The organism is Streptomyces sp. NPDC002564, from assembly GCF_042889645.1.
In the GTDB taxonomy this organism is placed as follows: Bacteria; Actinomycetota; Actinomycetes; order Streptomycetales; family Streptomycetaceae; genus Streptomyces.
Genome location: NZ_JBIARE010000003.1, coordinates 181,031 through 202,897, shown reverse-complemented (window position 1 = coordinate 202,897; position 21,867 = coordinate 181,031). Strand labels below are relative to the sequence as shown.

The following is a 21,867-nucleotide window of genomic DNA, read 5'->3' as shown; positions in this document are numbered from 1 at the left end:
CCCCGCCCTCGTCACACCCCTGCCCCGCCCCGCCGTGCCCTGCCCCCGCCCGCCGCAGAAGGGCTGTCCCTCCATGGCCATCACGCTCCGCACCGGCTCCCTCGGCACCGCCGACATCGCCTTCTTCGTGGTCTCCGCCGCGGCCCCGCTCACCGTGATGGCGGGCGTCGCGCCCATCGCCATCTCGCTCGGCGGCATCGGCGCCCCCGTCGGCTACCTCCTCGCCGGCCTCACCCTCGCCGTCTTCGCCGTCGGGTTCACCACGATGAGCCGCCACGTGCGCAGCGGCGGCGCCTTCTACGCGTACATCACCCGCGGGCTCGGCCGCCCGGCCGGCATCGCCGCCGCCCTGCTCGCCCTGCTCGGCTACAACGGCATGGAGATAGGCGTCTACGGCCTGCTCGGCACCGCCACCCAGGACACCGCGCACGCCCTCTTCGGCGCCGACATCCCCTGGCTCCCGGTCTCCCTCGCCGGGCTGCTGCTCATCTGGTACGGCGGCTTCCGGTCCATCGACTTCGGGGCGAAGCTGCTCGGCGTCCTGCTCGTCGCCGAGACCGGCATCCTCGTGCTGCTCGCCGCCGGCGTCCTCGTCGAGGGCGGCGCCGACGGCCTCGGCCTGCGCAGCCTCGCCCCGGACCACGTCCTGGTCCCCGGCACCGCCGCCGTGCTGGCCTGCGCCTTCGCCGCGTTCACCGGCTTCGAGTCCACCGTCATCTACCGCCGCGAGGCCCGCGACCCCGACCGCACGGTGCCCCGGGCCACGTACATCGCCGTCGCCTTCCTCGGCCTCTTCTACGCCTTCGTCGTCTGGACCGTCGTCCAGGCCTTCGGCGACGACAAGGTCGTCGAGGCGGCCGGGTCCGACCCGGCCGGGCTCTTCTTCTCCGCGATCACCACCTACGTGGGCGCCTGGGCCGCCGACCTCATGCACGTCCTCATCGTCACCAGCGTCCTCGCCTCCCTGCTCGCCTTCCACAACGCCATCAACCGCTACGGCCTCGCCCTCGCCGAGGAGGGCGTCCTGCCCGGGATCCTCGGGCGCGTCCACCCGCGCCACCGCTCGCCGTACGTCGCGGGCGCCGCGCAGACCGCGCTCGGCGCGGCGGTCGTCCTCGCCTTCGCCGCGGCGGGCGCGGACCCGTACCGGCAGCTGCTCCTGTGGGTCAACACGCCGGGGATGATCGGCCTGCTGACGCTCCAACTGCTCGCCGCGGTCGCCGTGCCCTGCTACTTCCGGCGGGTCGGCCACCAGGAGGGCGTGCTGCGCACGGTGGTCGCGCCGCTCGTCGCGACGGTGCTGCTGAGCGTGGCGCTCGTCCTGGTCGTCACGCACATCGACCTCTTCACCGGGGCGTCGCCCCTCGTCGACACGGTGCTCGTCGCGCTCGTGCCGACGGCGCTCGTGCTCGGCCTCGCGTGGGCGTGGCGCCTGCGCGGGAGCAGGCCCGAGGTGTACGAAGCCTTTGCCGCGGAGCCGCCCGTCGAGGGCCCCCCTTCGGCGGACGCGGCACCGGCTTCGCCCTCCCGCACGGGACGGGCCTGAAAGGGCCGTCCCGCGCACCACCGTCCACCATGGCCCCCTCTGAACGGAGTTCCCGTGCCCGCAGCCGACCTCGTCCTCACCGGCGCCGCCGTCCGTACGCTCGACCCGAACCGGCCGCACGCGAGTGCCGTCGCCGTACGGGACGGGGTGATCGTCGCCGTGGGGGACGACGCCGACGTGCGCGGGCTGCGCGGCCCCGGCACCGAGGTGGTCGACCTCGGCGGGGCCACGCTCACCCCCGGCCTCGTCGACGCGCACAGCCACCCGGTGTGGGGCCTGGAGATGGCCACCGGGACCGACCTCTCCGCCGTCCGTGACCTCGACGCGCTGCGCGGCGCCCTGCGCGGTGCCGGGCGGACCGGGGGATGGGTGCTCGGCTGGGGGCTCGACCACAACGCCTTCGGCGGGCGGGCCGTGGACCGGGCGCTGATCGAGGACGTCCTCGACGGCGCGCCCGCCTTCATCCGGCTGTACGACGGCCACTCCGCGCTGGTCAGCGGTGCCGCGCTGCGGGCCGCCGGGATCGAGGGGCCGCGCGCGTTCGCCCAGCGGTCCACCGTCGTGTGCGACCCGGACGGGCGGCCCACCGGACACCTCGTCGAGCACGCCGCCATGGACCTCGTCCAGGCCGTGCTGCCCCGGCCGTCCCACGCCGAGCGGCGCGCCCGGCTCGTCGAGCTCCTGTCGGCCATGGCGGCCACCGGGCTGACCGGCGCCCACGTGATGGACCTCGGCGACGGCGACGTGCCCGAGCTCCTCGCCTCCGTCGAGGAGGCGGGCGACCTGCCCGTGCGGCTGCGGCTCGCCCCCTGGTGCATGCCCGGAGTGGGGCCGCAGGGCATCGACGAGATCATCGCGCTGCAGGCCGCGGCGGGGCGGCTGTGGCGGGTCGGCGGCGCCAAGTTCTTCATGGACGGCACCGTCGAGGGCGGCACCGCCTGGCTGGAGCACGCGGACTGCCACGGCCAGGGCACCGACGCCTTCTGGCCGGACCCGCGGGCGTACGCGGACGCCGTGCGGCGGCTGCACGCGGCCGGGGTGCGCACGGCGACCCACGCCATCGGCGACGCGGCCGTCCGGCACGTCCTGGACACCGTGGCGTCCCTGGGCGAGAGCGGCCGTCTCGCCCACCGGATCGAGCACATCGAGACCGTGCCGGACGACACCGTGCCGCGCTTCGCCGAGCTGGGCGTCATCGCCTCCATGCAGCCCCCGCACACCGCGTACACGCGGGCCGACCACACCGACGAGTGGTCCCGGCGGCTGGGGGACACCCGCGCCTCCCGCGCCTGGCGCACCCGGGACCTGCGGGACGCCGGGGCCTTCGTCGCCCTCGGCTCCGACTGGCCGATCGCGCACTACGACGTGCGCCAGGTCCTCGCCACCGCGATGTCCCCGCGCGGCGCGGCCTCGGCGGGCCCCGGACTCACCGGCCTGATGGCCCTGGAGGGCTGCACGACGCACGCCGCGGTCGCCGCCGGTGAGGCGGACGTGGCCGGGCGCGTCGCCCCCGGCCACCGGGCGGACCTGACCGCCCTCGGCCTCGACCCGGTGACGGCGGGCGCCGACGAGGTGGCGCAGGCGCCGGTCCGCCTCACCGTGGCGGGCGGCAGGATCACGTACCGCGGGCTCTGACCCCGGCGACGCGCGAAGGGCCGCACCGGAAAGCTCCGGTGCGGCCCTCCGACGGGACCAGGGGGGCTCAGGCCTTGACCGGCAGCAGTGGCCGCTCGCCCCGTACCGCCACCTCGCGCGGCAGCGCGTACGGCAGCTTGCCGTACCAGAGCCGGGCCACCAGGAAGCCGAAGGCCAGGCACAGCATGCCGCCGACCGCGTCCAGCCAGAAGTGGTTGGCCGTCGCCACGATCACCACCAGCGTGGTCACCGGGTAGAGCAGGCCGAGCACCTTGGCCCACGGCACCGACGCCAGGGCGAAGATGGTCAGGCCGCACCACAGCGACCAGCCGATGTGCATCGACGGCATCGCCGCGTACTGGTTCGACATGTTCTTCAGGTCGCCGGACGCCATGGAGCCCCACGTCTGGTGGACCACGACGGTGTCGACGAACGTGCTGCCGTTCATCAGGCGGGGCGGGGCCAGCGGATACAGGTAGTAGCCGACCAGGGCCACCGCCGTCGTCGCGAAGAGCACCAGGCGCGTCGCCGCGTACCGCCCGGGATGCTTGCGGAAGAGCCAGACCAGGACACCGAGCGTCACCACGAAGTGCAGCGTCGCGTAGTAGTAGTTCATCCCGACGATCAGCCATGTCACCGAGTTCACGGCGTGGTTGACGCCGTGCTCGACGGCGATCCCGAGGTCCTGCTCGATGCGCCAGAGCCAGTCGGCGTTGTTCAGCGCCTTGGTCCGCTGTTCCGGCACCGCGTTGCGGATCAGGGAGTACGTCCAGTAACTGACCGCGATCAGCAGGATCTCGAACCAGAGCCGAGGGCGGCGGGGCGTACGCAGGCGGTGCAGAAGACGCAGCGGATTGCGCCCATTGCGGCCGTTCTCGTCGCCCGCGATGGGTGATGCAGTAGGGCTCTGCCGGCCCTCCAGTGTCGTCACGGTCGTCTCACCCATAGGGACAGAGTCTGCCAGATCCCCACCCTTCGACCGATCATCCCTCGGTCGGGTTCGGACCGCATTCTCTACGCCCGGGGAACGAGTCGGCCATACGGGTGTTCCCCTAGGGGCGCCGGGGACCCGAGGCCGTTGAACCGCGTACGACGAGCTCCGGCATGAAGACGAATTCGTCGGGCGGGGCGGGCGTCCCGCCGATCTCCTCCAGGAGGGTGCGCACGGCGGCCTGGCCCATCGCGGGCACCGGTTTGCGCACCGTGGTCAGCGGCGGATCGGTGAACGCGATCAGCGGAGAGTCGTCGAAACCCACCACCGAGACGTCGTCCGGCACCTCCAGGCCGCGCTGCCTGGCCGCCCGTATCGCCCCCAGCGCCATCATGTCGCTGGCGCACGCGAGCGCCGTGCAGCCCCGGTCGAGCAGCGCGGAGGCCGCCGCCTGGCCGCCCTCCAGGGTGTACAGGGAGTGCTGGACCAGTTCTGTCTCGATCTCGCCGGGGGAGAGGCCCAGCTGGTCCCCCATCGTGCGGGCGAACCCCTCGATCTTCCGCTGTACGGGCACGAACCGCTTCGGGCCGAGGGCCAGTCCGATGCGTGTATGCCCCAGGGAGACGAGGTGGGTGACCGCGAGGCGCATCGCCGCCCGGTCGTCCGGCGAGATGGACGGCGCCCGCACCTCCGGCGAGAAACCGTCCACCAGGACGAAGGGGACGCCCTGCGCGCGCAGCTGCTCGTAGCGCCGCATGTCGGCGGAGGTGTCCGCGTGCAGACCCGAGACGAAGATGATCCCGGCGACCCCGCGATCCACCAGCATCTCGGTCAGCTCGTCCTCGGTGGAACCGCCCGGGGTCTGGGTGGCGAGCACCGGCGTGTACCCCTGCCGGGTCAGGGCCTGCCCGATGACCTGCGCAAGCGCCGGGAATATCGGGTTCTCCAGCTCGGGCGTGATCAGCCCGACCAGGCCCGCGCTGCGCTGCCGCAGCCGCACCGGCCGCTCGTAGCCGAGCACGTCGAGCGCGGCGAGCACGGACTGACGGGTGCCCGCGGCGACGCCCGGCTTGCCGTTGAGCACGCGGCTTACTGTCGCTTCGCTGACCCCCGCCTGGGCTGCGATGTCGGCTAGCCGTGCGGTCACAGGATTGGACTGTACCGGTCGTCCCTCAGGCTGCCCACCAGACCGCCGAATCGGCCGGGAGCACGGTCTCCTCGGCGCCCGGCACGACGTCCGCGCCCGCCAGCAGCACGGTGCCGGGCGTGGGCAGCGCGACCGGCGCGCCGGTGAGGTTCACCGTGCAGACGAACGAACCCCCGGCCGCCGTACGGGAGAAGGCGAGCACGCCCTCGGGGGACGGCAGCCACACCAGGCCGGGGCCCGCGCCGAGCGCCGGGTGGGCGCGGCGCGCCGCCAGCGCCCGGCGGTAGAACTCCAGCGTGGACGCCGGGTCGCCGGTCTGCGCCGCCACCGAGAGGTCCCGCCAGGAGTCCGGCTGCGGCAGCCAGCTCGGGCCGCCCTCGACCGGCCCGAAGCCGTAGGGCGCGCGCCGCCCGGACCACGGCAGCGGCACCCGGCAGCCGTCCCGCGTCCCGTCCTGGCCCGCGCCGCGGAAGAACGCCGGGTCCTGGCGCACCTCGTCCGGCAGGTCGGTGACCTCGGGCAGGCCGAGCTCCTCGCCCTGGTAGAGGTAGGCGGAGCCGGGCAGCGCCAGCATCAGCAGCGTCGCCGCGCGCGCCCGGCGCGTCCCGCGGGCCCCGCCGTCGCCGTCCCCCGCCCCGCCCTCGCCGGACAGGCGTGTCGTGTGGCGCACGACGTCGTGGTTGGAGAGCACCCAGGTGGCGGGCGCGCCCACCGCGTCCATCGCGGTGAGGGAGCGGTCGATGACGGCACGCAGCGCGGCGGCGTCCCACCCGGTCGTCAGGTACTCGAAGTTGAAGGCCTGGTGCAGCTCGCCGCGGCGCAGGTAGCGGGCGCTGCGCTCCACGGTCGGCGTCCACGCCTCCGCGACGGCGATGCGCTCCGAGCCGCCGGAGTACTCGTCCAGGATCCGGCGCCAGCCGCGGTAGATCTCGTGCACGCCGTCCTGGTCGAAGTACGGCACGGCCTGCTTGCCGAGCAGCTTGACCTGCTCGCCGTGCCCGACGTCGGGCAGCCCGGGCGCCTTGACCAGGCCGTGCGCCACGTCGATGCGGAAGCCGTCCACCCCGAGGTCGAGCCAGAACCGCAGCACCGAGCGGAACTCGTCGTGGACCGCCGGGTGGTCCCAGTCGAAGTCGGGCTGCTCGGGCGCGAACAGGTGCAGGTACCACTCGCCGTCCGGGACGCGGGTCCAGGCGGGGCCGCCGAAGACGGACTCCCAGTCGTTCGGCGGCAGTTCACCGGCCGCGCCCCGGCCGGCCCGGAAGAGGAACCGCTCGCGGGCCGGCGACCCCGGGCCCTCGCGCAGCGCCTGCCGGAACCACTCGTGCCGGTCGGAGCAGTGGTTGGGCACGATGTCGACGATGACGCGCAGGCCGAGCGCGTGCGCCGCCCGGATCAGCTCGTCGGCGTCGGTGAGCGTGCCGAACACGGGGTCGACGGCGCGGTAGTCCGCCACGTCGTAGCCCGCGTCGGCCTGCGGCGAGGCGTAGAAGGGGGAGAGCCAGACGGCGTCCACGCCCAGGTCGCGCAGGTGCGGCAGCCGGGCCGTGATGCCGGGCAGGTCCCCCATGCCGTCGCCGTTCCCGTCGGCGAAACTGCGCGGGTACACCTGGTAGATCACCGCGTCCCGCCACCACTGCCCGGCGGGCGCGGAGTCGGTGGCGGCGGGCGCGGCGGTGGTGTTCTGGGTCATGAAGTCCCTTAGCGGTACGGGGAGTTACGAGGGTACGGGGGCCTGCGGGCGGTACGGCGGCGGGGTGGCGGGGCCGCGCGGCGGGCGGTCGGACACCCCACAGAACGCGCCGCGGAACCCGAAGGTCACGAGGTGCGGGCCGGTCCGGCGAGCGCGCGGCCGTGCGTCCCGCACGCGCCGGGCGCGATGGGCCGGGGCGCCGGCACGGCGGCGGGGCGGGCTCCCGGCCCTCCCGGCACGATCCGGGCAGCCCTCCCGGCACGATCCGGGCAGGGGAAGGGGCGCAGATCCTATCGCCAAGCCCCCGCCGCACGCCGAGAGTTCCTGGATCTTCACCGATCCCGGTCGCAGGCGCGTCATCATCCCCCGGCACACCCTCCGGGGCGCTAATTTGGTCCGGCAGGCCCGAGGGAGGCCTGTTCCATCAGCCCCAAAGGGGCCCCGCGTGAGCGTCAACGGCAAGGCCAAGGCAGGGACCATGATCCTGGTGGTGGACGACGTTGCCGCCAGTCGATACGCGCTGGGCGCGGTCCTGCGCAGGGACGGCCACCGCGTCGTGCTCGCCGCCAGCGCGGGCGAGGCGCTCATCGAACTCGACCGGCGCAGGCGGGCCGGCGAACTGCCCGACGTGGCGCTCGTCGACGTGGGCCTGCCCGACATGAGCGGCTTCGAGCTGTGCCGCCGCCTGAAGGAGTCGCCGCCCTTCGCCGCGCTGCCCGTCGTGCACTTCTCGGCCGCCCGGATGGCTCCCGCCGACCGGTGCCGAGGCCTCGACGCGGGCGGCGAGGCCTATCTGACGGTGCCCGCCGAACCGGAGGAGATCCAGGCCGTGGTGCGCGCCGCGGCCCGCGGCGCCCGCCACCGCAGCGACGCCGAGGCGCAGGCCGGCCACCTGACCCGGCTCGCCGAGACGATCCTCGCCGTCCAGTCCGCCCGCTGCCCCCTCGAACTGGCCGAGGCCGCCGCCGTCGGCACCGCCCGCCTCAGCCAGGGCCCCGCCGCCGCGTTCGTCCTCGGCGACGACGGCGAGCTCCACCGCGGCCTGTCCCAGCGCCGCACCGCCGCCTCCCTGCCCGACGACGGCGCGCACGAGGCGGTCCGCAGGCTGATCCAGCGCGAGACGGCGGGCCGGGTCGGCGTGCACGACACCGTGGTGTCCGCGCCCCAGTGGCCGCCCGGCTTCTTCCGGGCCCGGACCTCCCACGGCGCCGACGGCGCCGACGGCACCGGGCCGCTCGACGGGGCCCGGCTCACCCTGGCCCGCGCCCGCGAGGGCTGCGCGCCGGTGTGCCTGGCCACCCCGGAGTACGGCGAAGGGCTCGTCCCCGGCACCGGCCGGCTCGTGGGCCGGCTCGCGCACGCCACCGCGGTCGCGGCCGAACGCCTGCTCATGTACGAGATGGAACGCCACATCGCGCTGACCCTGCAGCGCAGCTTCCTGCCCACGCACGTGCCGCAGACCCCCGGCACCGAGGTCGTCGTCCGCTACGAACCCGCCTCCCGCGACACCGAGATCGGCGGCGACTTCTACGCCGCGCTCGACACCTCGCAGGGGCTGCTCACCGCCATCGGCGACGTCGTCGGCCACTCCCTGGACGCCGCGACGGTGATGGTCGAGATCCGGCACGCGCTGCGCGCCTACTGCGTCGACGACCCCGACCCGCGCACGCTCGCCCTGCGCCTCGACAAGATGCTGCAGCGCTACCACCCCGAGGCCACGGCGACCCTCTGCCTGGCCCTCGTCGACCCCGCCACCGGACGCACCCGCGTCACCAACGCCGGGCACATCCCGCCCCTCGTCGTCGGCGACGACGGCGGCGCCGTCTACCTGCGGGCGAAGGGCCCGTTGCTCGGTCTCGGCCTGGACCGCCCCCCGGCCACCGAGACGGTGCTGCTGCCCACCGACCGGCTCCTCATGGTCACCGACGGACTCATCGAGACCCGCGGCATCGACCTCGCCGTGTCCATGGAACACCTGCGCACGGTGGCGGCCGGGGCGCCGCTCGGCGTCACGGCCCTGTGCGACACCCTGCTCACCTGCCTCGGCCACGACCGCGACGACGACATCGCCCTGCTCGCCCTGCGGCTGCGCCCGGACCGCGCCGGGGCCGGGCCCGCGCTCCCTACCGCTCCTCGGCGGACGCCTGCGGAGCCAGGGTGAACAGGCGCTCCAGGAGCTCGGCGAACGGGCCGTCGGCCGGTTCCGCGGCGAGGATGTCGCGCAGCAGCGCCGCCATCTCCTCGTCGTAGGCGGCGCTCACCGCGGTCAGCGCCGCGAAGTCGTGCACCAGCTGCAGCTCCAGCTCGGCGCGCGGGATGCGCCGGCCGTCCAGCCAGATCAGCGCCGTCGACTCGGCCAGCGAGATCCAGGACCGCACCACGAGTTCGAGACGGGCGGGCGGGTCGGTGATGCCCAGGTGCGCGAGGATCTGGTCGTACGCCGCCTGCCGCACCGAGTCGATCAGCGCGGTCGTCGTCGAGACCGTCCCGGGCACGCACGCGCCGCCCGCGGACACCGCGGGACCGCCCCGCATCAGCGCGGAGAAACCGGGGCCGTGGTCGTCGACGAAGGCGAGGAAGCGCCCCATCACCCGCAGCAGCCGGGCCCCGAGCGGCCCCTCGCGGGGCTCCACGAACCGTCCGGCCAGGTCCTCCGCCGCCCGGCGCAACGCGGCCTCGTACAGGCTCAGTTTGCCGGGGAAGTAGTGGTAGACCAGCGGGCGCGAGATGCCCGCGGCCGCTGCTATCTCGTCGATGGAGACATCGTCGGGCGAGCGGTGGCTGAACAGCTCGAGCGCGACCCCGATCAGCTGCTGCCGCCGCTCCTCGACACCCATTCTGCGGCGCACCCCGGTTGTCATGCGAACACCCTACCGAGCAGAACCGGCCCCGCGGCGGGCCGGTCGGCGTCCGGTTCGGGCGGATGCCTCACATGTCGAGCACGAGCCGCTCACCGCGCGCCCGCGACACACAGATGAGCATCGAGTCGGCCCGCTCGCCGTCCGTCAGGAGCTCGTCGCGGTGGTCGATCTCCCCTTCCACGACGCGCTGTTGGCACGTCCCGCAGAAGCCCTGCTCGCAGCTGTACGCGGTGTTCGGCAGCTCGGCGCGGACCGCGGCGAGCACCGTCGTGTCCGCGCCGACCGCCACCGTGCGCCCGCTGCGCCGCAGTTCCACCTCGAAGGGGGCGTTGCCGTCGAGCGCGGTGCGTGGCGTGAAACGCTCCAGGTGCAGCGCACACCCGTCGGGCAGTACGGCGTCGACCGCGTCCATGAGGGCCTCGGGGCCGCACACGTGGACGGCCGTGCCCCGCGGCGTCCCGTCGAGGAACGCGCCGAGGTCCGGCCGCCCGGCCTCGTCCTCGGCGACGACGGTGACCCGCTCCCGTGCCGGGCCCGCGAGCTTCTCGATCTCCTCCAGGAAGGGCATCGAGGACCGCGAACGCCCGCCGTACAGCAGCCGCCACGGCGCCCCGGCCGCCTCCACGGCCCGCAGCATCGGCAGGATCGGGGTGATCCCGATGCCGCCCGCCACGAAGACGTACGACGGCGCCTGCGCCAGCGGGAACCGGTTGCGCGGTCCGCGCACCTCGACGGCGACGCCCTCCCGCAACTGCTCGTGCACCTCGCGCGAGCCGCCCCGGCCGCCCTGCTCGGCGCCGATCAGCCGGGTCGCGACGGTGTACGAGGAGGAGTCCTCGGGGTCGCCGCACAGCGAGTACTGCCGCACGAGCCCCGAGGGCAGCACGACGTCGAGGTGGGCGCCCGGCTCCCAGGCGGGCAGGTCCCGGCCCTCCAGGCGCAGTTGGACCACGCCGTCGGCGACCGGCTCGTGGCGGGTGACGACCAGCCGCAGCGCCCGCGAGCGCGGCTGCCCGGAGACCGGCTCCTCCAGGGCGGGCAGCGGCCACAGCGGGGAGGTCGCGATGCGCCGGCGCAGGGCCCGCCGGGTGAGCAGGGCGGCGCCGGCGACGAGGGCGACGGTGCGGATGCGGGGCATGTCAGGCGGCCCCCTTCTCGGCGGCGAGGGCGGCGGGCGACGTGGCGAGATAGGCCACGGCCTGCTCGGTGCTGCCCTCCTGCGAGGGGTGGTAGCCGCGGCTCAGATAGCGGGGGATGGAGCGGGCCATGGCGCCCGCGGTCGGCAGCGTCCCCGCCTTGCCGCTGCGGTAGAAGGCCTTGAGGCTCGCCCGGCCGTCCACCAGCGTCGGGTCGTTCTCCATGAAGAACCGTGCGCCGCGCTGCCAGAGGAAGACCAGCGCGGTGAACGCGGTCGCCCAGGTCCTGGCCCGGCGCCGGTAGCTCCCGTCGACGTGCATGAACAGCTCGAAGGCGACCGAGCGGTGCTCGACCTCCTCGGCGCCGTGCCAGCGCAGCAGGTCCAGCATCGTCGGATCGGCACCCCTGCGGTCCAGCTCCCCGGCGTTGAGCACCCAGTCGCCGAGGAAGGCGGTGTAGTGCTCGATGGCGGCGATCGTCGCGACCCGCTCCATCAGCCACCACCGGCGCGCCCTGCCCGGCGGCAGCGTGCGGTCGCCGAGCAGCTTCTCGAAGAGCCAGTCGACCTGCGCGGTGTACGGCGTCGGGTCGAGCCCCTGCTCCTTGAGGTGCGGCAGGACCTCGTCGTGGGCCTGCGAGTGCATGGCCTCCTGGCCGATGAACCCGATGACGTCCTCGCGCAGTCCCTCGTCGCGGATCAGCGGCAGGACCTGCTTGTAGACGTGCACGAACCAGCGCTCACCGGCGGGCAGCAGCAGGTGCAGCACGTTGATGGTGTGCGTGGTGAACGGGTCGTTCGGGAGCCAGTGGAGCGGGGTCTTCTCCCAGGAGAAGGAGACGTTGCGTGCCTTGAGCGGTATGTGCTCGGACGCGACGGGCTCGGGCGCCCGGCTCTGCGTATTAGACATGGCGTCAATGTACTGAGCGGTAGGACGGTGGTACAGGGGTCTGCGCCGGGAACTTCGCCCGGACCTCCCGCTACCGCAGCGTGGTCACCTTCTTCCCGTCGGCCAGCGTGCCGGTCAGGCTGACCTCGGCGTTCCGTCCGGTGCGCGCCGCCAGGACGTGGCCGGGCACCGGGCCGCCGCCCGTCGCGGTGATCGAGGCGACCTGCCTGCTGCCCGCGGCCAGCAGGTACCAGGTGCCCGCCCGGGACTTCCAGCGGACGCCCGCGAGCACCTGCGGGTCGCGGGCGCCGCACGCGGGGGAGTCCTCGGACTTCGCGGCGATCGCGCCCGCGGGCCCGGCGGCGGTCTGGAACTGCGCGAGGATGCGGCTGTCCGCGCCCCGCCACGTCTCGGCGCGGGTGCAGACCCAGCTCGCCGTCCCGTTGCCCTCGGGGAGCGCCTGCTGCGCGTACGTCCAGGAGTTCACCGTGCGCACGCCGTGCGAGCGGATCGTGGCCAGCGAGCACGCCGACTTCGACCACTCGGCGGGCGTCGCCTCGCGCGGGGCCTGCGGGCGGCCCGCGGTCAGGTGCGCGGGCACGAGCTCGCCGAGGTCGGTCGACAGGCGGGTCGCGCCGGAGTGGTCGCGCAGCCGCAGCGCGTTCCACGACGTGCACCGGCCGGTCTGCACGGGACCGGAGAACGGGTCGGTGACGCCGTCCTTCGAGCGGTGCAGCGCGGCGGGCCGGGCGGCGGGCTTCAGCAGGTCCTGCACCCCGGCCGCCCGGACCCAGGGGGCCGTCAGGTAGCGGATGTTGCCGTCGGCGCGGTTGACGACGACGGCGTTCGCCTCCGTGCCGGTCGCGCCGTCCACGCGCGCGAAGTCGAGGGCGGCGCCACTGGTGCCCTTCAGCGGCTCGGCGTACCGCACGATGCGCAGCCCGTCGTAGAACAGCACCACGCGGGCGGAGTCGACCTCACCGGCGAACAGCAGCTGGGCGGGTCCGGGCGGCGCCCCGGCCGCGGTCCCCGGTGTCGCCGAGACCTGCACGGACTCGCCGGGCCTGGCCCAGACGGCGAGGGCGCGGCGCAGCAGGTCCTCGTCGCCGACCAGGCCGCCGCGCGCGGGCCACACGGAGAAGTCGGTGCGAGCGGAACGTTTCCACGCCCCCGCCGCGGCCGTCGTCAGCTGCCCGGGGTCCAGGGCGGCCTGCCCGGCCGGGTTGCGCGCGTACGGCGGGGCCGCGGCGCCGTCCGGGCCCCAGCCGTCGCCCGGCAGCCCGAGCAGCGCCCCGCACACCAGCGCGGCGGCGGCCGCGACGCCCGCGGCCTTCATGTGCTGCCTGCGCCGCATCAGATCCGTCGGCCTGGCCTGCAGGGTGCAGGGGTCGAACTCGGGGGAGGCGAGGAGCTCGTGCCCCGCCTCGACCTCGTCGGCCTCGTCGAGCGCGTCCTCGGGGTCGTCGCACCCGGCGGCGGCCAGCACCGCTTCCACGGCCGCGTCGTCGAGCCCTTCCAGGCCGCGCAGCACGAAGGCGGCGCGGCCGGCCCCGGACAGGGCGGCAAGCCGCTGGTCCAGGGCGAGTTCGTCGGAACCGCCCGAGCGCGGGAACAGCCGCAGCCCGCGGACCTGCGGCAGCACCGGCGGCAGCTGGGCCCGCTTGGGCCAGGACCGCCAGTGCAGGGGGACGCCCGCGTCCAGGGCGCCGCGCAGCACCTGGACGCGGACGTACGCGTACCCGGGGTCGGACGCGCCGCCGCCCCGCTGGCCCGGGATGCCGGCCCCCGGCCTGCGGCTGCGCGGCAGGGCGCGCTGGGTGAGGGCGTGGGCGGTCAGGACGCGGCGGTTGCGGCCGAGGCTCGGCGGCAGCACGAGATAGGCCAGCCGGACGAGCCGCGGGTAGTGCTCGACGAGGGCGGCCTCGGCCTGCTCCACGTCGACGACGGGAGCGGGGCCGCTGGGGTGGGGGGACTTCGACGGGGACTGCACTTTCGACGACACGTTCAGCAAAACGAGCGAATCGTCGGATGGTCACCTCATGCCGGTGTGTCCGCCACGAGTTCGCGGGCGTAGTTGGCCATCGAGCGCTGGTAGCGCGGCAGATGGGGGGCGAGGGCGCCGAGCACCAGGGAGAGCCCCTCGCGCTCCCGTCCCAGGTTCGCCAGGCACAGGGCGAGGCAGGCCCGCACGGCGTCGTCCAACTCGTCCGACGGCGCGTCCAGTTCCGGCGTCAGCAGGGCGACGCCCTCCTCGGCCCGGCCCACGTTCCGCAGGGAGCTGGCGAGCTGGATGACCGTGCGCCGCTTGCGGTAGCCGTCGAGTCCGCGCTCCAGGGCCTCCCGGTAGAGCGGCACGGCACGGTCCGAGTGGCCCGTGGAGTCGAAGGCGCAGGCCCGCTCGAAGAGCCCGGCGGGGTGCCCTTCGGGCAGCTCGGCGGCGAGGCCGTCGATCAGGGCACGGAACTCCCCGGCGTTCTCCTCGTCGTAGGTGTCCAGACGGTCCCACGCGACCCCGAGCCGCTTCTCCCACGCGTCATCCATGCCGCCACCCTGTCACCCGGGCCCCGCCCCGTCACCTCCTTTTCCCCACGGCCTGCCGCACGCCACCCGCGACCCGCTCACACCACCCGCCACCCGCTGAACTCCACCGTCCCGCGCGCCCCGTCGCCCCCGTGCGTCGCGCTCATGAACATCCCCACGTCCTGCGCCGCCCCCGCCCCGGCGACCGGCACCGCCGCCACCGTCCGCCACGACGCCCCGCCGTCCGTGGAGCACGCCCCCGTGAACACGCCCGCGGCCCGGGACAGCCGCAACAGCACCGGCGCCTCGATGCCGGTGAGGCGCTGGTACGTGTCCAGCGTGCCGTCCCCGTTCGTGTCGTACGAGAGCACCACCCCGTTCGCCGGGGTCACCGCGAGGTCGACGAAGCCGCGCGCCCCCGGCGTCGCCAGCGCGTCACGGGCGACGATGCCAGCCCGCGCCCACGGGCCCGTCACCGCCTGGGAGTCCACCCGCACCGTCACCGAGACCCCGTCCCGCAGCGCCCCTGCCCGGTACAGCGCCCCGAACTCGGCCGTGCCCTTCCACAGGTCGGCGCCGCCCCCGTCGATCGCGTACCGCCCGGCCAGCTCCCCGAAGACCGCGTCGTTGGTGCTGTACGTCCGCCAGTCGCCGCTCACCGGACCCGCCTCGAACAGCGTCCCGGACCGCACGGCGGACACCCGCCGCTCGCCCGCGGGACCGTACCGTGCGGTGATCCCGTACGGCAGGGCCCGCAGCGGCCGGTCCAGCGGGGTGTCCGGCGCCTGGACCCGCCAGGCGACCCGGCCCGTCCCCGCGGGAGCCACCCGGGGCAGTGACAGGGGCCCGGTCGGCTCCGCGTCGAGTCCCGTCAGGGCGAAGTCGACCCGGCCGGTGGCCCGCAGCCCGTTGACGTTGCGGAAGGCGGCCGTCAGGCGGGCCGATCCGCCCGGCGGCAGGGCGGGCGGGTCCGCCGTGACCTCCACGCCGCCCTGGTAGGGGGCCCGCGCGAGGACGTCCCGGACCCGGGAGGCCGCCCGGTACGGCGAGCCGACCGGCCGCAGCGGGTACTCCTTCCGCTCCCGCGTCCACGGCTCCTCGACCGCGAACCAGTCGACGGCCCTCGGCGCCCGCCCGGCCGCCAGCGCGTCGGCCAGCTCGTCGAGCCACCGCTGCCACCGCGGCAGGTAGAAGTCGCCCATGAGGCCGTGCCATTCACGGTTGCCGTAGTCGTGCAGCCGCCCGCCGTCGGCCGTGGCGCGGTCGCCCCACACGGTGATCAGGACCTTCGCGGTCCGCTCGAACCCGGCGCTCTCGGCCTCGCCGGTGCCCGCGCGGCGGGCGGCGTCCACCCACGGGCCCAGGAGGAAGGCCGGGGCGGTCCCGGTGACCTCGTCGGAGAGCCGCATCAGGCGCAGCCACAGCGTCGACAGGGCGCCGAAGGTCTCCCGGTCCTGCCGCGCGAAGGCGTCCCGCAGCTGCGGCAGGAGCTGGCGGCCGCGGTGGGCGAGCGCCTGCCGGGCGACGTCGACCAGGTCGTTGCGGTAGGCCGCGCTGCCGCGCAGGGCGCCGGACACGCCGAGGAGCCCGGTGAGCGCGGCGTCGAAGCGGCCCGGGTCGTAGGTGAGGGCGCGCGGCGCGTACTCCGCGGCGCGGGCGGCCGCGAGGTCGGGGCGCGCGGCGAACAGGGAGTCGTGCGGGTCGCTGCGCTCGACGGCGGTGTGCCGGTAGGCGGTCTCGTCGAGGGCGCGCCAGGCGTCCCGGGCCCGGCGGTCGCGCCCGCCGTAGCGGAAGTCGGCGTACCCGGCGAACCAGGCGGCCCGGTCCACCGGCTCCCGCCTCCAGGCCAGTTCGGAGAAGAGCTCGAAGGCGGCGGGGTCGCGGTCGGTGGCCTCGGGCATGAACGCGGTGCCGGCGAGCGCGCTGCCCGCCTTGTCGCGCCAGGCGAAGAACTTCTCGTTCCAGACGTGGGTGCGGGCGCCGAGGGTGGTGCGCCCGCCGAAGTTGGGGATCGTCCCGAACGCGTACGGGGTGCCGCCCCAGTCCTCCTCCCGGTCGGTCACGCCCGCGAACCGGTCCGCGACACCGTCCACGACGAGCATGCGCTTCCTGTCGACGGCGTCGAGCAGCGCGGGCAGCGGATTGGCCTCCCAGCCCAGGATCACCCAGGTCGCGCCGGGCCGCGCGGTGCGCAGCGCCCGCTCCACGCCGCGGGCGGCGTCGGGCACGGGCACGTCGCCCGCGGTGCCGCCCTCGTGCAGCAGGTCCATCTTGAAGTGGTCGGCGGGGCCGAAGAGCTGCTCCTGGTGCCGGTAGAAGGACGCGGCGACCCGGGCGAACGCGGTGGTCCGCGGGTCGAGCCAGTCGGGCCGTGCGAAGCCGTGCCAGGAGCCCTGCGGCACGACGCGCGCGTCACCGCCGTTGCGGGCGACGAAGCCGTCGGGCACGTTGCCGTAGTAGCCGGGCAGCACCGGCGCCATGCCGAGGTCGCGCAGCCGCCGCACGATGCGCCGGCCCAGCGCGGCCCGGTCGGCGATCAGCCGGCCGGAGAGCGGCCCGCCGTACCCGGCGAGGTTCTGCAGCAGCCACCAGGGCTGGTGCGAGGGGGCGGGCAGCCACGCCCTGGCCTCCGCGTCGGAGTAGCCGAACTCCCGCAGCACCCGGTGGTAGACGGCCTCGGCGCCCGCGGTCACCAGGACCTCGTTGCAGCCGTGCAGGGCGAGCACGTCGATCATCCGCTCCCAGTACGCCCAGTCCGCGTACGGCGCGGTGTACCCGTCGTTGGTGTCGTTGAGGGCGAACCGGTGGGGGAGCGCGGTGGACCGGGCCAGCGGACGCGCCTGCGCGGGCAGCCTGCGCGGCAGGTCCAGTTGGCTGCCGTTCCAGGTGAGGTGGGCCCCGCAGACGTACTTCAGGTACCAGTGGACGCCGGTGAGCTGGACGGCGGGCGTGGTGCCCGCCACCTCGACGCGCCCGGTGGCCCCGGTCACCCGGAACCGGTCCGTGCGGCGGCCGTCGCCGTCCCGCGCCGGGAGGAGGTCCAGCCGTATCTGTTCCGCGTGACGCGGCAGCAGTCTGTTGAGCGCCGCGCGCGCGGAATCCGTATCGAAGGCGGGGCCCTTGCCGGCACCGGTGGTGCCGTCGGCGGCCCGGGCCGGCCGCGGCACCCCGCCGACGGCGGCGCCGAAGCCGAGCGCACCCGCGGTGCCGAGCACGGAACGTCGGGACGGTGCGGACATGCGTACCCCCTTGGGGTGAGGCTGCGGCGCACGGTATCCGCGCCCCCGTCCGTGCTCAACGGTGCGGAAAGAGATGGCGAGTTCAGGTCGCCGGAAGGGTCTGGTGGGACGATGCGGACAGCGCGGAGCGTGCTCGGGGGCGTGGCGGTGGCGGGGCTGCTCGCGGTGGCGGGCTGCGGCTCGGGGGGTGACGGCGCACCGGACACGGCGCGCGGCAGCCTGGAGCGGCTCGCGGCCGAGGCGGGGTGCAGGCCCGACGTCCAGACGGACGCGGCCGAACTGCGCCAGGCCATCTGTGCGGACGGCGCCAGGCGCTACGTCCTCGTCACCTTCGCCACCGCCCGCGGCCAGGCCGAGTGGCTCGACGGGGCGAACGACTACGGGGGCACGTACCTCGTCGGCGGGCGCTGGGTGGCGGTCGGCGGCGCCGGGGACATCTCGGCGCTGCGCGACCGCCTCGGCGGGACCGTGGTGGACGCCGCACAGGGGCACGGGGGCGGCCACCACGGTCACCGCATGGAGGGCGCGGGCGGCCTGGCCGGCGCGGGCTGAGGGGGGAGGTTCGGCCCGCGGGCACCGCCCGGCCCGGGATCAGGTGCAGCGCCGCCCGGAGTTGACGCACTGCGCCACGCGCTTCATCAGCCGCTCGTCGAAGACGTTGATGAAGTCCCCGTGGTCGGTGACGGGCTTGTGCAGCTGCTCGGGGAAGGAGTCGACGGCGAAACCGGGGCCCGGCGGCACGTCGTAGACGACGCGCTGGACCAGCTGCGGGACGGCCCGGAAGCCCTGCGGGCAGGCGCCGGTGCGGGGGTCGGCGAAGGCGACGTGGGTGCGGTGGTTGGCGCTGTCGGTGTTCCGGCCGTCCCAGCAGCTCTGGAAGTTGAATGTCCGGACGACCTTGCTGCCCTTCGGACAGATCGGGTACTTGTCCTTCAACTGCCGGTTCTCGAATCCGGTGCAGCTCCACGACGCGTTGGCGTTGGCGTCGCCATTGGTGAACGCCTTGGCGTCACCGGTGATGATGCGCAGGAAACGCGGCATCGCGACGACCTTGCCGCGCGGATTCCCGGCGAACTTCAGCGTCACGGAGGCCGGGGTCTGGATCTCGCCGACGTTCTGGTCCTTGCCGCCGCCGTCGGCCTGGGCGTCGTCCTCGTTCTTCCCGTTCTGCAGCCGCAGCACGGGCCAGTAGTACGTCGACCGGTCGCCCTGATTGCGGCAGCTCGTCTCGCCGTTCGCGAGTTCCTCGTCGCTGGAGAAGGCGTCCGTCGCCTGATTCCCCACGTAGTCGTGCATGTGGTGGGCGCCGTTGCTCACGCCCGGCGCGACGATGACGTTGTCCGGATTGAACTTCCCGTTCTCGTTCCGGCCGCATGCCGTGGTGAAGGTGCCGCGCGAGGCGTTGCGTCCGTCGCGGGGGCGCCGGACGTTCGGCCGCACGGACTGGATCTTGACGAAGTCACCGGCCTCGGGGCCGTTGGCGCTCTGGCCCTGGTCCTGGCCTTGCCCCTGATCCTGGCCCTCGCCCTGGTCCTGGCCCTCGCCCTGACCCTGACCGCCCTGACCGCCCTGACCGCCCTGACCGCGACCGGTCCGGTCGTCGGCGCGCAGCGTGCACGGCGCCATGCCGTCGATGCCCTCGGGCCGGGCGCCCGCCCGGTCCATGGCGTCGGAGATCTCGCCGAGCGTGCCGCGCCGCTGCTCCTCCAGCGGGCCGAGCACGGAGTCCTTCTCCCCGTCGGCGGCCCGGGAGAAATCGGTGTAGGCGCGGGTGATCTGGCTGTCCAGATCGGCGAGCCTGCGGTCGACGTCGCCGCGCGCGGATTCCGGCACCTCGGGGAGCTGGTTGGCCACGTCCGGGCAGCTGATGGTCGACACCTGCTGTCCCGCGCTCTGCGGGGGTGGCCGATCGGAGCCCTCCTCGGCGTTCGCGTAGACATTCACCGCGACAAGACCGCCGCCGCCGAGAAGCAGCGCCACCGAGGCGGCGACCGCCCGGCCGGCACGTTTTGATCGTTTTCGAGATGTGCGTCGTGATGTGCGTCCCATGGGACTACGTACGCACCAGCCGTGCCCCCCGTTCAACCGGCCCCGGGATTACCGGAATTGCCGGCAGCCGTGCACCGGATTCATCGCCCCTGATCCAGATAGGCGAGCACCGCGAGGACCCGCCGGTTGTCGTCGTCGGAGACCGCGAGATCGAGCTTTCCGAAGATGTTCGACGTGTGCTTGGCGATGGCCCGCTCGGTGACGACGAGCTGCGCCGCGATCGCCGCGTTCGACCGGCCCTGCGCCATCAGTTCGAGCACCTCGCGCTCGCGCGGGGTCAGCGCGCCGATCGGCTGGTCGGCGCGCTGCCGCGACAGGAGCTGCTGGATCACCTGCGGGTCCATCGCCGTGCCGCCCGCCGCGACCCGGCGCACCGCGTCGACGAACTGCGCGGCGTCGAAGACCCGGTCCTTGAGGAGATACCCCACCCCGCCGTTGCCGTCGGCCAGGAGCTCGCGGGCGTACAGCTGCTCCACGTGCTGCGAGAGGACCAGGACGGGCAGGCCGGGGCGGGCCCGGCGGGCCGCGAGCGCGCACTGCAGGCCCTCGTCCGTGTGGGACGGCGGGAGCCGGACGTCGACGACGGCGACGTCCGGCTGCAACTCGGCCAGGGCCTTGGTCAGTTCCGGCCCGCTCTCCACGGCCGCCGCGATCTCGAAGTCGAACGCCTCCAGCATCCGCACCAGGCCGTCGCGCAGCAGGAAGAGGTCTTCGGCTAGGACAACTCGCAAGGGATCTCCATGGTCACCATGGTCGGGCCGCCCGCGGGACTGCTGACGGCCAGTACGCCGTCGAATGTACCGAGTCGGCGTTCGACGCCGCTCAGCCCCGAGCCCGCCCCCATGGCCGCGCCGCCCTTGCCGTCGTCGGTCACGGCGATGCGCAGCATGCCCTCGGCGTGGTGCACGTCCACCCAGATGCGGTCCGCGCCCGAGTGCTTGATCGCGTTCGTCAGCGACTCGCTCACCGCGAAGTACGCGGCCGACTCGACCGACTCCTCGGCCCGTCCTGCCAGTTCCACGTCGACCTCGGTGCTGATCGGCAGCCGCAGCGCGAGCGCCCGCACCGCGTCGCCCAGGCCGCGCTCGGCCAGCACCGGCGGGTGGATGCCGCGGACCAGGTCGCGCAGCTCGGTGAGCGCCTCGCCGGAGTTCTGCCGGGCCCGGGCGAGCAGCTCCTTGGCCTTGGCGGGGTCGGCGTCGACGAGCGCCTCGATGGTGCCGAGGTCCATTCCCATGGCGACCAGCCGGGCCTGCGCGCCGTCGTGCAGGTCGCGCTCGATGCGGCGCAGTTCGGCCGCGGAGTTGTCCACGGCGTCGTGCCGGGTCTCGGTCAGCCGGTCCACGCGGCGGGCCAGTTCGCGTTCCCGCATGGTCGCGGTGGGCGCGAGGAGCGTACGGGCGAGGAGGAAGTGCGCACGGACGAGGCCCGGGTTGACGAAGACGGCGAGGGCGAAGAAGCCGGTGCCGAGCAGGGCCGCGTAGTTCGCGGTGGTCTGCGAGGTGACGTGGATGAACGCGAACCACTCGCCGCCGCCCGCGTCGTAGATGGGCTCCCACACGCCGAGGGCCAGCACCCAGCCGTACAGCAGGTAGAGCAGCAGCGAGGGCGCGAGGACCACGACGACGGCGCCCGCGGTCATGTTGACCAGGAGCCACTGCAGGTCGCGCCAGGTCGCCGGGTCCTTCAGGAGCAGCGAGCAGCGCTCCACCTGCCCGGTGACACCCGTGCGCAGGTCGGCGGGCAGCGGCCGGTAGGGCGAGGGGATGTCCACGCCCGACCAGGACCGGGCGCCCCTGCGGTACGCGTCGGCGTACGCGCGCACCGCCTTGAGGACCGGCGGCGTGGTGAGGACACCGATGCCGAGCAGGATGAACGCGATCGAGAGGACCGACAGGACGAAGAGCGTGATGGAGCCCGCCAGCGCGGCGATCGTGAGGTAGAGGCCCTGGGCCCCCGCCGCCACCGCTTCCTTCAGTTTCCTCATCGCCCTCAGCCCTCTCGTCGTGCGTCGCCTCCCCGTCCGCGCTGCACGCGTCCGGCACGTCTCACATTCTTCCTGGTGGGAGCGGCCTCGGTCAGGGGCCGGACCACCCGGCGGGGGGTGTACCTGACGACACCCCCGGGCCTCGCCCTGTGCTTCCGCGACAGGGGGCCCCGGCGGCTGGGGCGCGGGGCCCGGGATTCCTAGCGTGAGTGGCGTCTTGTCCGACGCATACTCA

16 protein-coding genes are annotated in these 21,867 nt (G+C 74.6%); 4 read left to right on the top strand and 12 right to left on the bottom strand.

Annotated elements, in window-relative coordinates; translation table 11 throughout:
- Window positions 1-73 precede the first annotated feature (73 nt).
- Window positions 74-1,546 carry an APC family permease gene (locus ACFYXE_RS12470; protein WP_389311718.1) on the top strand — a complete coding sequence of 491 codons (1,473 nt, stop codon included), beginning with the start codon at window positions 74-76 and terminating at the stop codon, window positions 1,544-1,546.
- Window positions 1,547-1,600: 54 nt separating this feature from the next.
- Window positions 1,601-3,181 carry an amidohydrolase gene (locus tag ACFYXE_RS12465; protein ID WP_389311716.1) on the top strand — a complete coding sequence of 527 codons (1,581 nt, stop codon included), beginning with the start codon at window positions 1,601-1,603 and terminating at the stop codon, window positions 3,179-3,181.
- A gap of 67 nt (window positions 3,182-3,248) precedes the next feature.
- On the opposite strand, the gene ACFYXE_RS12460 is transcribed toward ACFYXE_RS12465, so the two are convergent.
- From ACFYXE_RS12460 to ACFYXE_RS12450, 3 genes are all read right to left on the bottom strand, one after another.
- Complete coding sequence (locus tag ACFYXE_RS12460) at window positions 3,249-4,127, bottom strand: phosphatase PAP2 family protein (protein WP_389311714.1); 879 nt, start codon at window positions 4,125-4,127, stop codon at window positions 3,249-3,251.
- Window positions 4,128-4,233: 106 nt separating this feature from the next.
- Window positions 4,234-5,259, bottom strand: a complete 1,026-nt coding sequence (locus tag ACFYXE_RS12455; protein WP_389311712.1) for a LacI family DNA-binding transcriptional regulator — start codon at window positions 5,257-5,259, stop codon at window positions 4,234-4,236.
- Window positions 5,260-5,284: 25 nt separating this feature from the next.
- Window positions 5,285-6,952: a glycoside hydrolase family 13 protein gene (locus tag ACFYXE_RS12450; RefSeq protein ID WP_389311710.1), complete on the bottom strand. Its 1,668-nt coding sequence runs from the start codon at window positions 6,950-6,952 to the stop codon at window positions 5,285-5,287.
- A 478-nt stretch (window positions 6,953-7,430) separates the two neighbouring features.
- On the opposite strand from ACFYXE_RS12450, the gene ACFYXE_RS12445 reads away from it, so the two are divergent.
- A complete protein-coding gene (locus tag ACFYXE_RS12445; protein WP_389312540.1) occupies window positions 7,431-9,113 on the top strand; it encodes a SpoIIE family protein phosphatase in 1,683 nt (560 codons plus the stop codon).
- Here the strand turns inward: ACFYXE_RS12445 and ACFYXE_RS12440 are convergent.
- The 6 genes from ACFYXE_RS12440 to ACFYXE_RS12415 all read right to left on the bottom strand — a co-directional run bounded on the left by ACFYXE_RS12440 (window position 9,076) and on the right by ACFYXE_RS12415 (window position 17,596).
- On the bottom strand, window positions 9,076-9,813 hold the full coding sequence (locus ACFYXE_RS12440) for a TetR/AcrR family transcriptional regulator (RefSeq protein WP_389311708.1): 738 nt from the start codon (window positions 9,811-9,813) through the stop codon (window positions 9,076-9,078). The genes ACFYXE_RS12445 and ACFYXE_RS12440 overlap by 38 nt on opposite strands.
- A gap of 67 nt (window positions 9,814-9,880) precedes the next feature.
- On the bottom strand, window positions 9,881-10,951 hold the full coding sequence (locus ACFYXE_RS12435; RefSeq protein ID WP_389311706.1) for a PDR/VanB family oxidoreductase: 1,071 nt from the start codon (window positions 10,949-10,951) through the stop codon (window positions 9,881-9,883).
- A gap of 1 nt (window position 10,952) precedes the next feature.
- A complete protein-coding gene (locus tag ACFYXE_RS12430; RefSeq protein WP_389311704.1) occupies window positions 10,953-11,858 on the bottom strand; it encodes a metal-dependent hydrolase in 906 nt (301 codons plus the stop codon).
- A 70-nt stretch (window positions 11,859-11,928) separates the two neighbouring features.
- Window positions 11,929-13,827: a hypothetical protein gene (locus tag ACFYXE_RS12425; RefSeq protein WP_389312538.1), complete on the bottom strand. Its 1,899-nt coding sequence runs from the start codon at window positions 13,825-13,827 to the stop codon at window positions 11,929-11,931.
- Window positions 13,828-13,874: 47 nt separating this feature from the next.
- The gene (locus ACFYXE_RS12420; RefSeq protein WP_389311702.1) at window positions 13,875-14,378 is read right to left on the bottom strand and encodes a tetratricopeptide repeat protein; all 504 of its coding nucleotides are present in this window, start codon (window positions 14,376-14,378) and stop codon (window positions 13,875-13,877) included.
- Window positions 14,379-14,455: 77 nt separating this feature from the next.
- The gene (locus ACFYXE_RS12415) at window positions 14,456-17,596 is read right to left on the bottom strand and encodes an alpha-N-acetylglucosaminidase (protein ID WP_389311700.1); all 3,141 of its coding nucleotides are present in this window, start codon (window positions 17,594-17,596) and stop codon (window positions 14,456-14,458) included.
- Between the two features lie 111 nt (window positions 17,597-17,707).
- Between ACFYXE_RS12415 and ACFYXE_RS12410 the strand changes: the two genes are divergently transcribed.
- The gene (locus tag ACFYXE_RS12410; protein WP_389311698.1) at window positions 17,708-18,148 is read left to right on the top strand and encodes a hypothetical protein; all 441 of its coding nucleotides are present in this window, start codon (window positions 17,708-17,710) and stop codon (window positions 18,146-18,148) included.
- Window positions 18,149-18,187: 39 nt separating this feature from the next.
- On the opposite strand, the gene ACFYXE_RS12405 is transcribed toward ACFYXE_RS12410, so the two are convergent.
- The 3 genes from ACFYXE_RS12405 to ACFYXE_RS12395 all read right to left on the bottom strand — a co-directional run bounded on the left by ACFYXE_RS12405 (window position 18,188) and on the right by ACFYXE_RS12395 (window position 21,632).
- Entirely contained in the window at window positions 18,188-19,645 is a 1,458-nt protein-coding gene (locus ACFYXE_RS12405; RefSeq protein ID WP_389311696.1) for a DUF1996 domain-containing protein, read from the bottom strand.
- Between the two features lie 80 nt (window positions 19,646-19,725).
- On the bottom strand, window positions 19,726-20,376 hold the full coding sequence (locus ACFYXE_RS12400; RefSeq protein ID WP_361165574.1) for a response regulator transcription factor: 651 nt from the start codon (window positions 20,374-20,376) through the stop codon (window positions 19,726-19,728).
- Entirely contained in the window at window positions 20,361-21,632 is a 1,272-nt protein-coding gene (locus tag ACFYXE_RS12395) for a sensor histidine kinase (protein WP_389311694.1), read from the bottom strand. The genes ACFYXE_RS12400 and ACFYXE_RS12395 overlap by 16 nt, the downstream gene beginning before the upstream one ends.
- Between the last annotated feature and the right edge of the window lie 235 nt (window positions 21,633-21,867).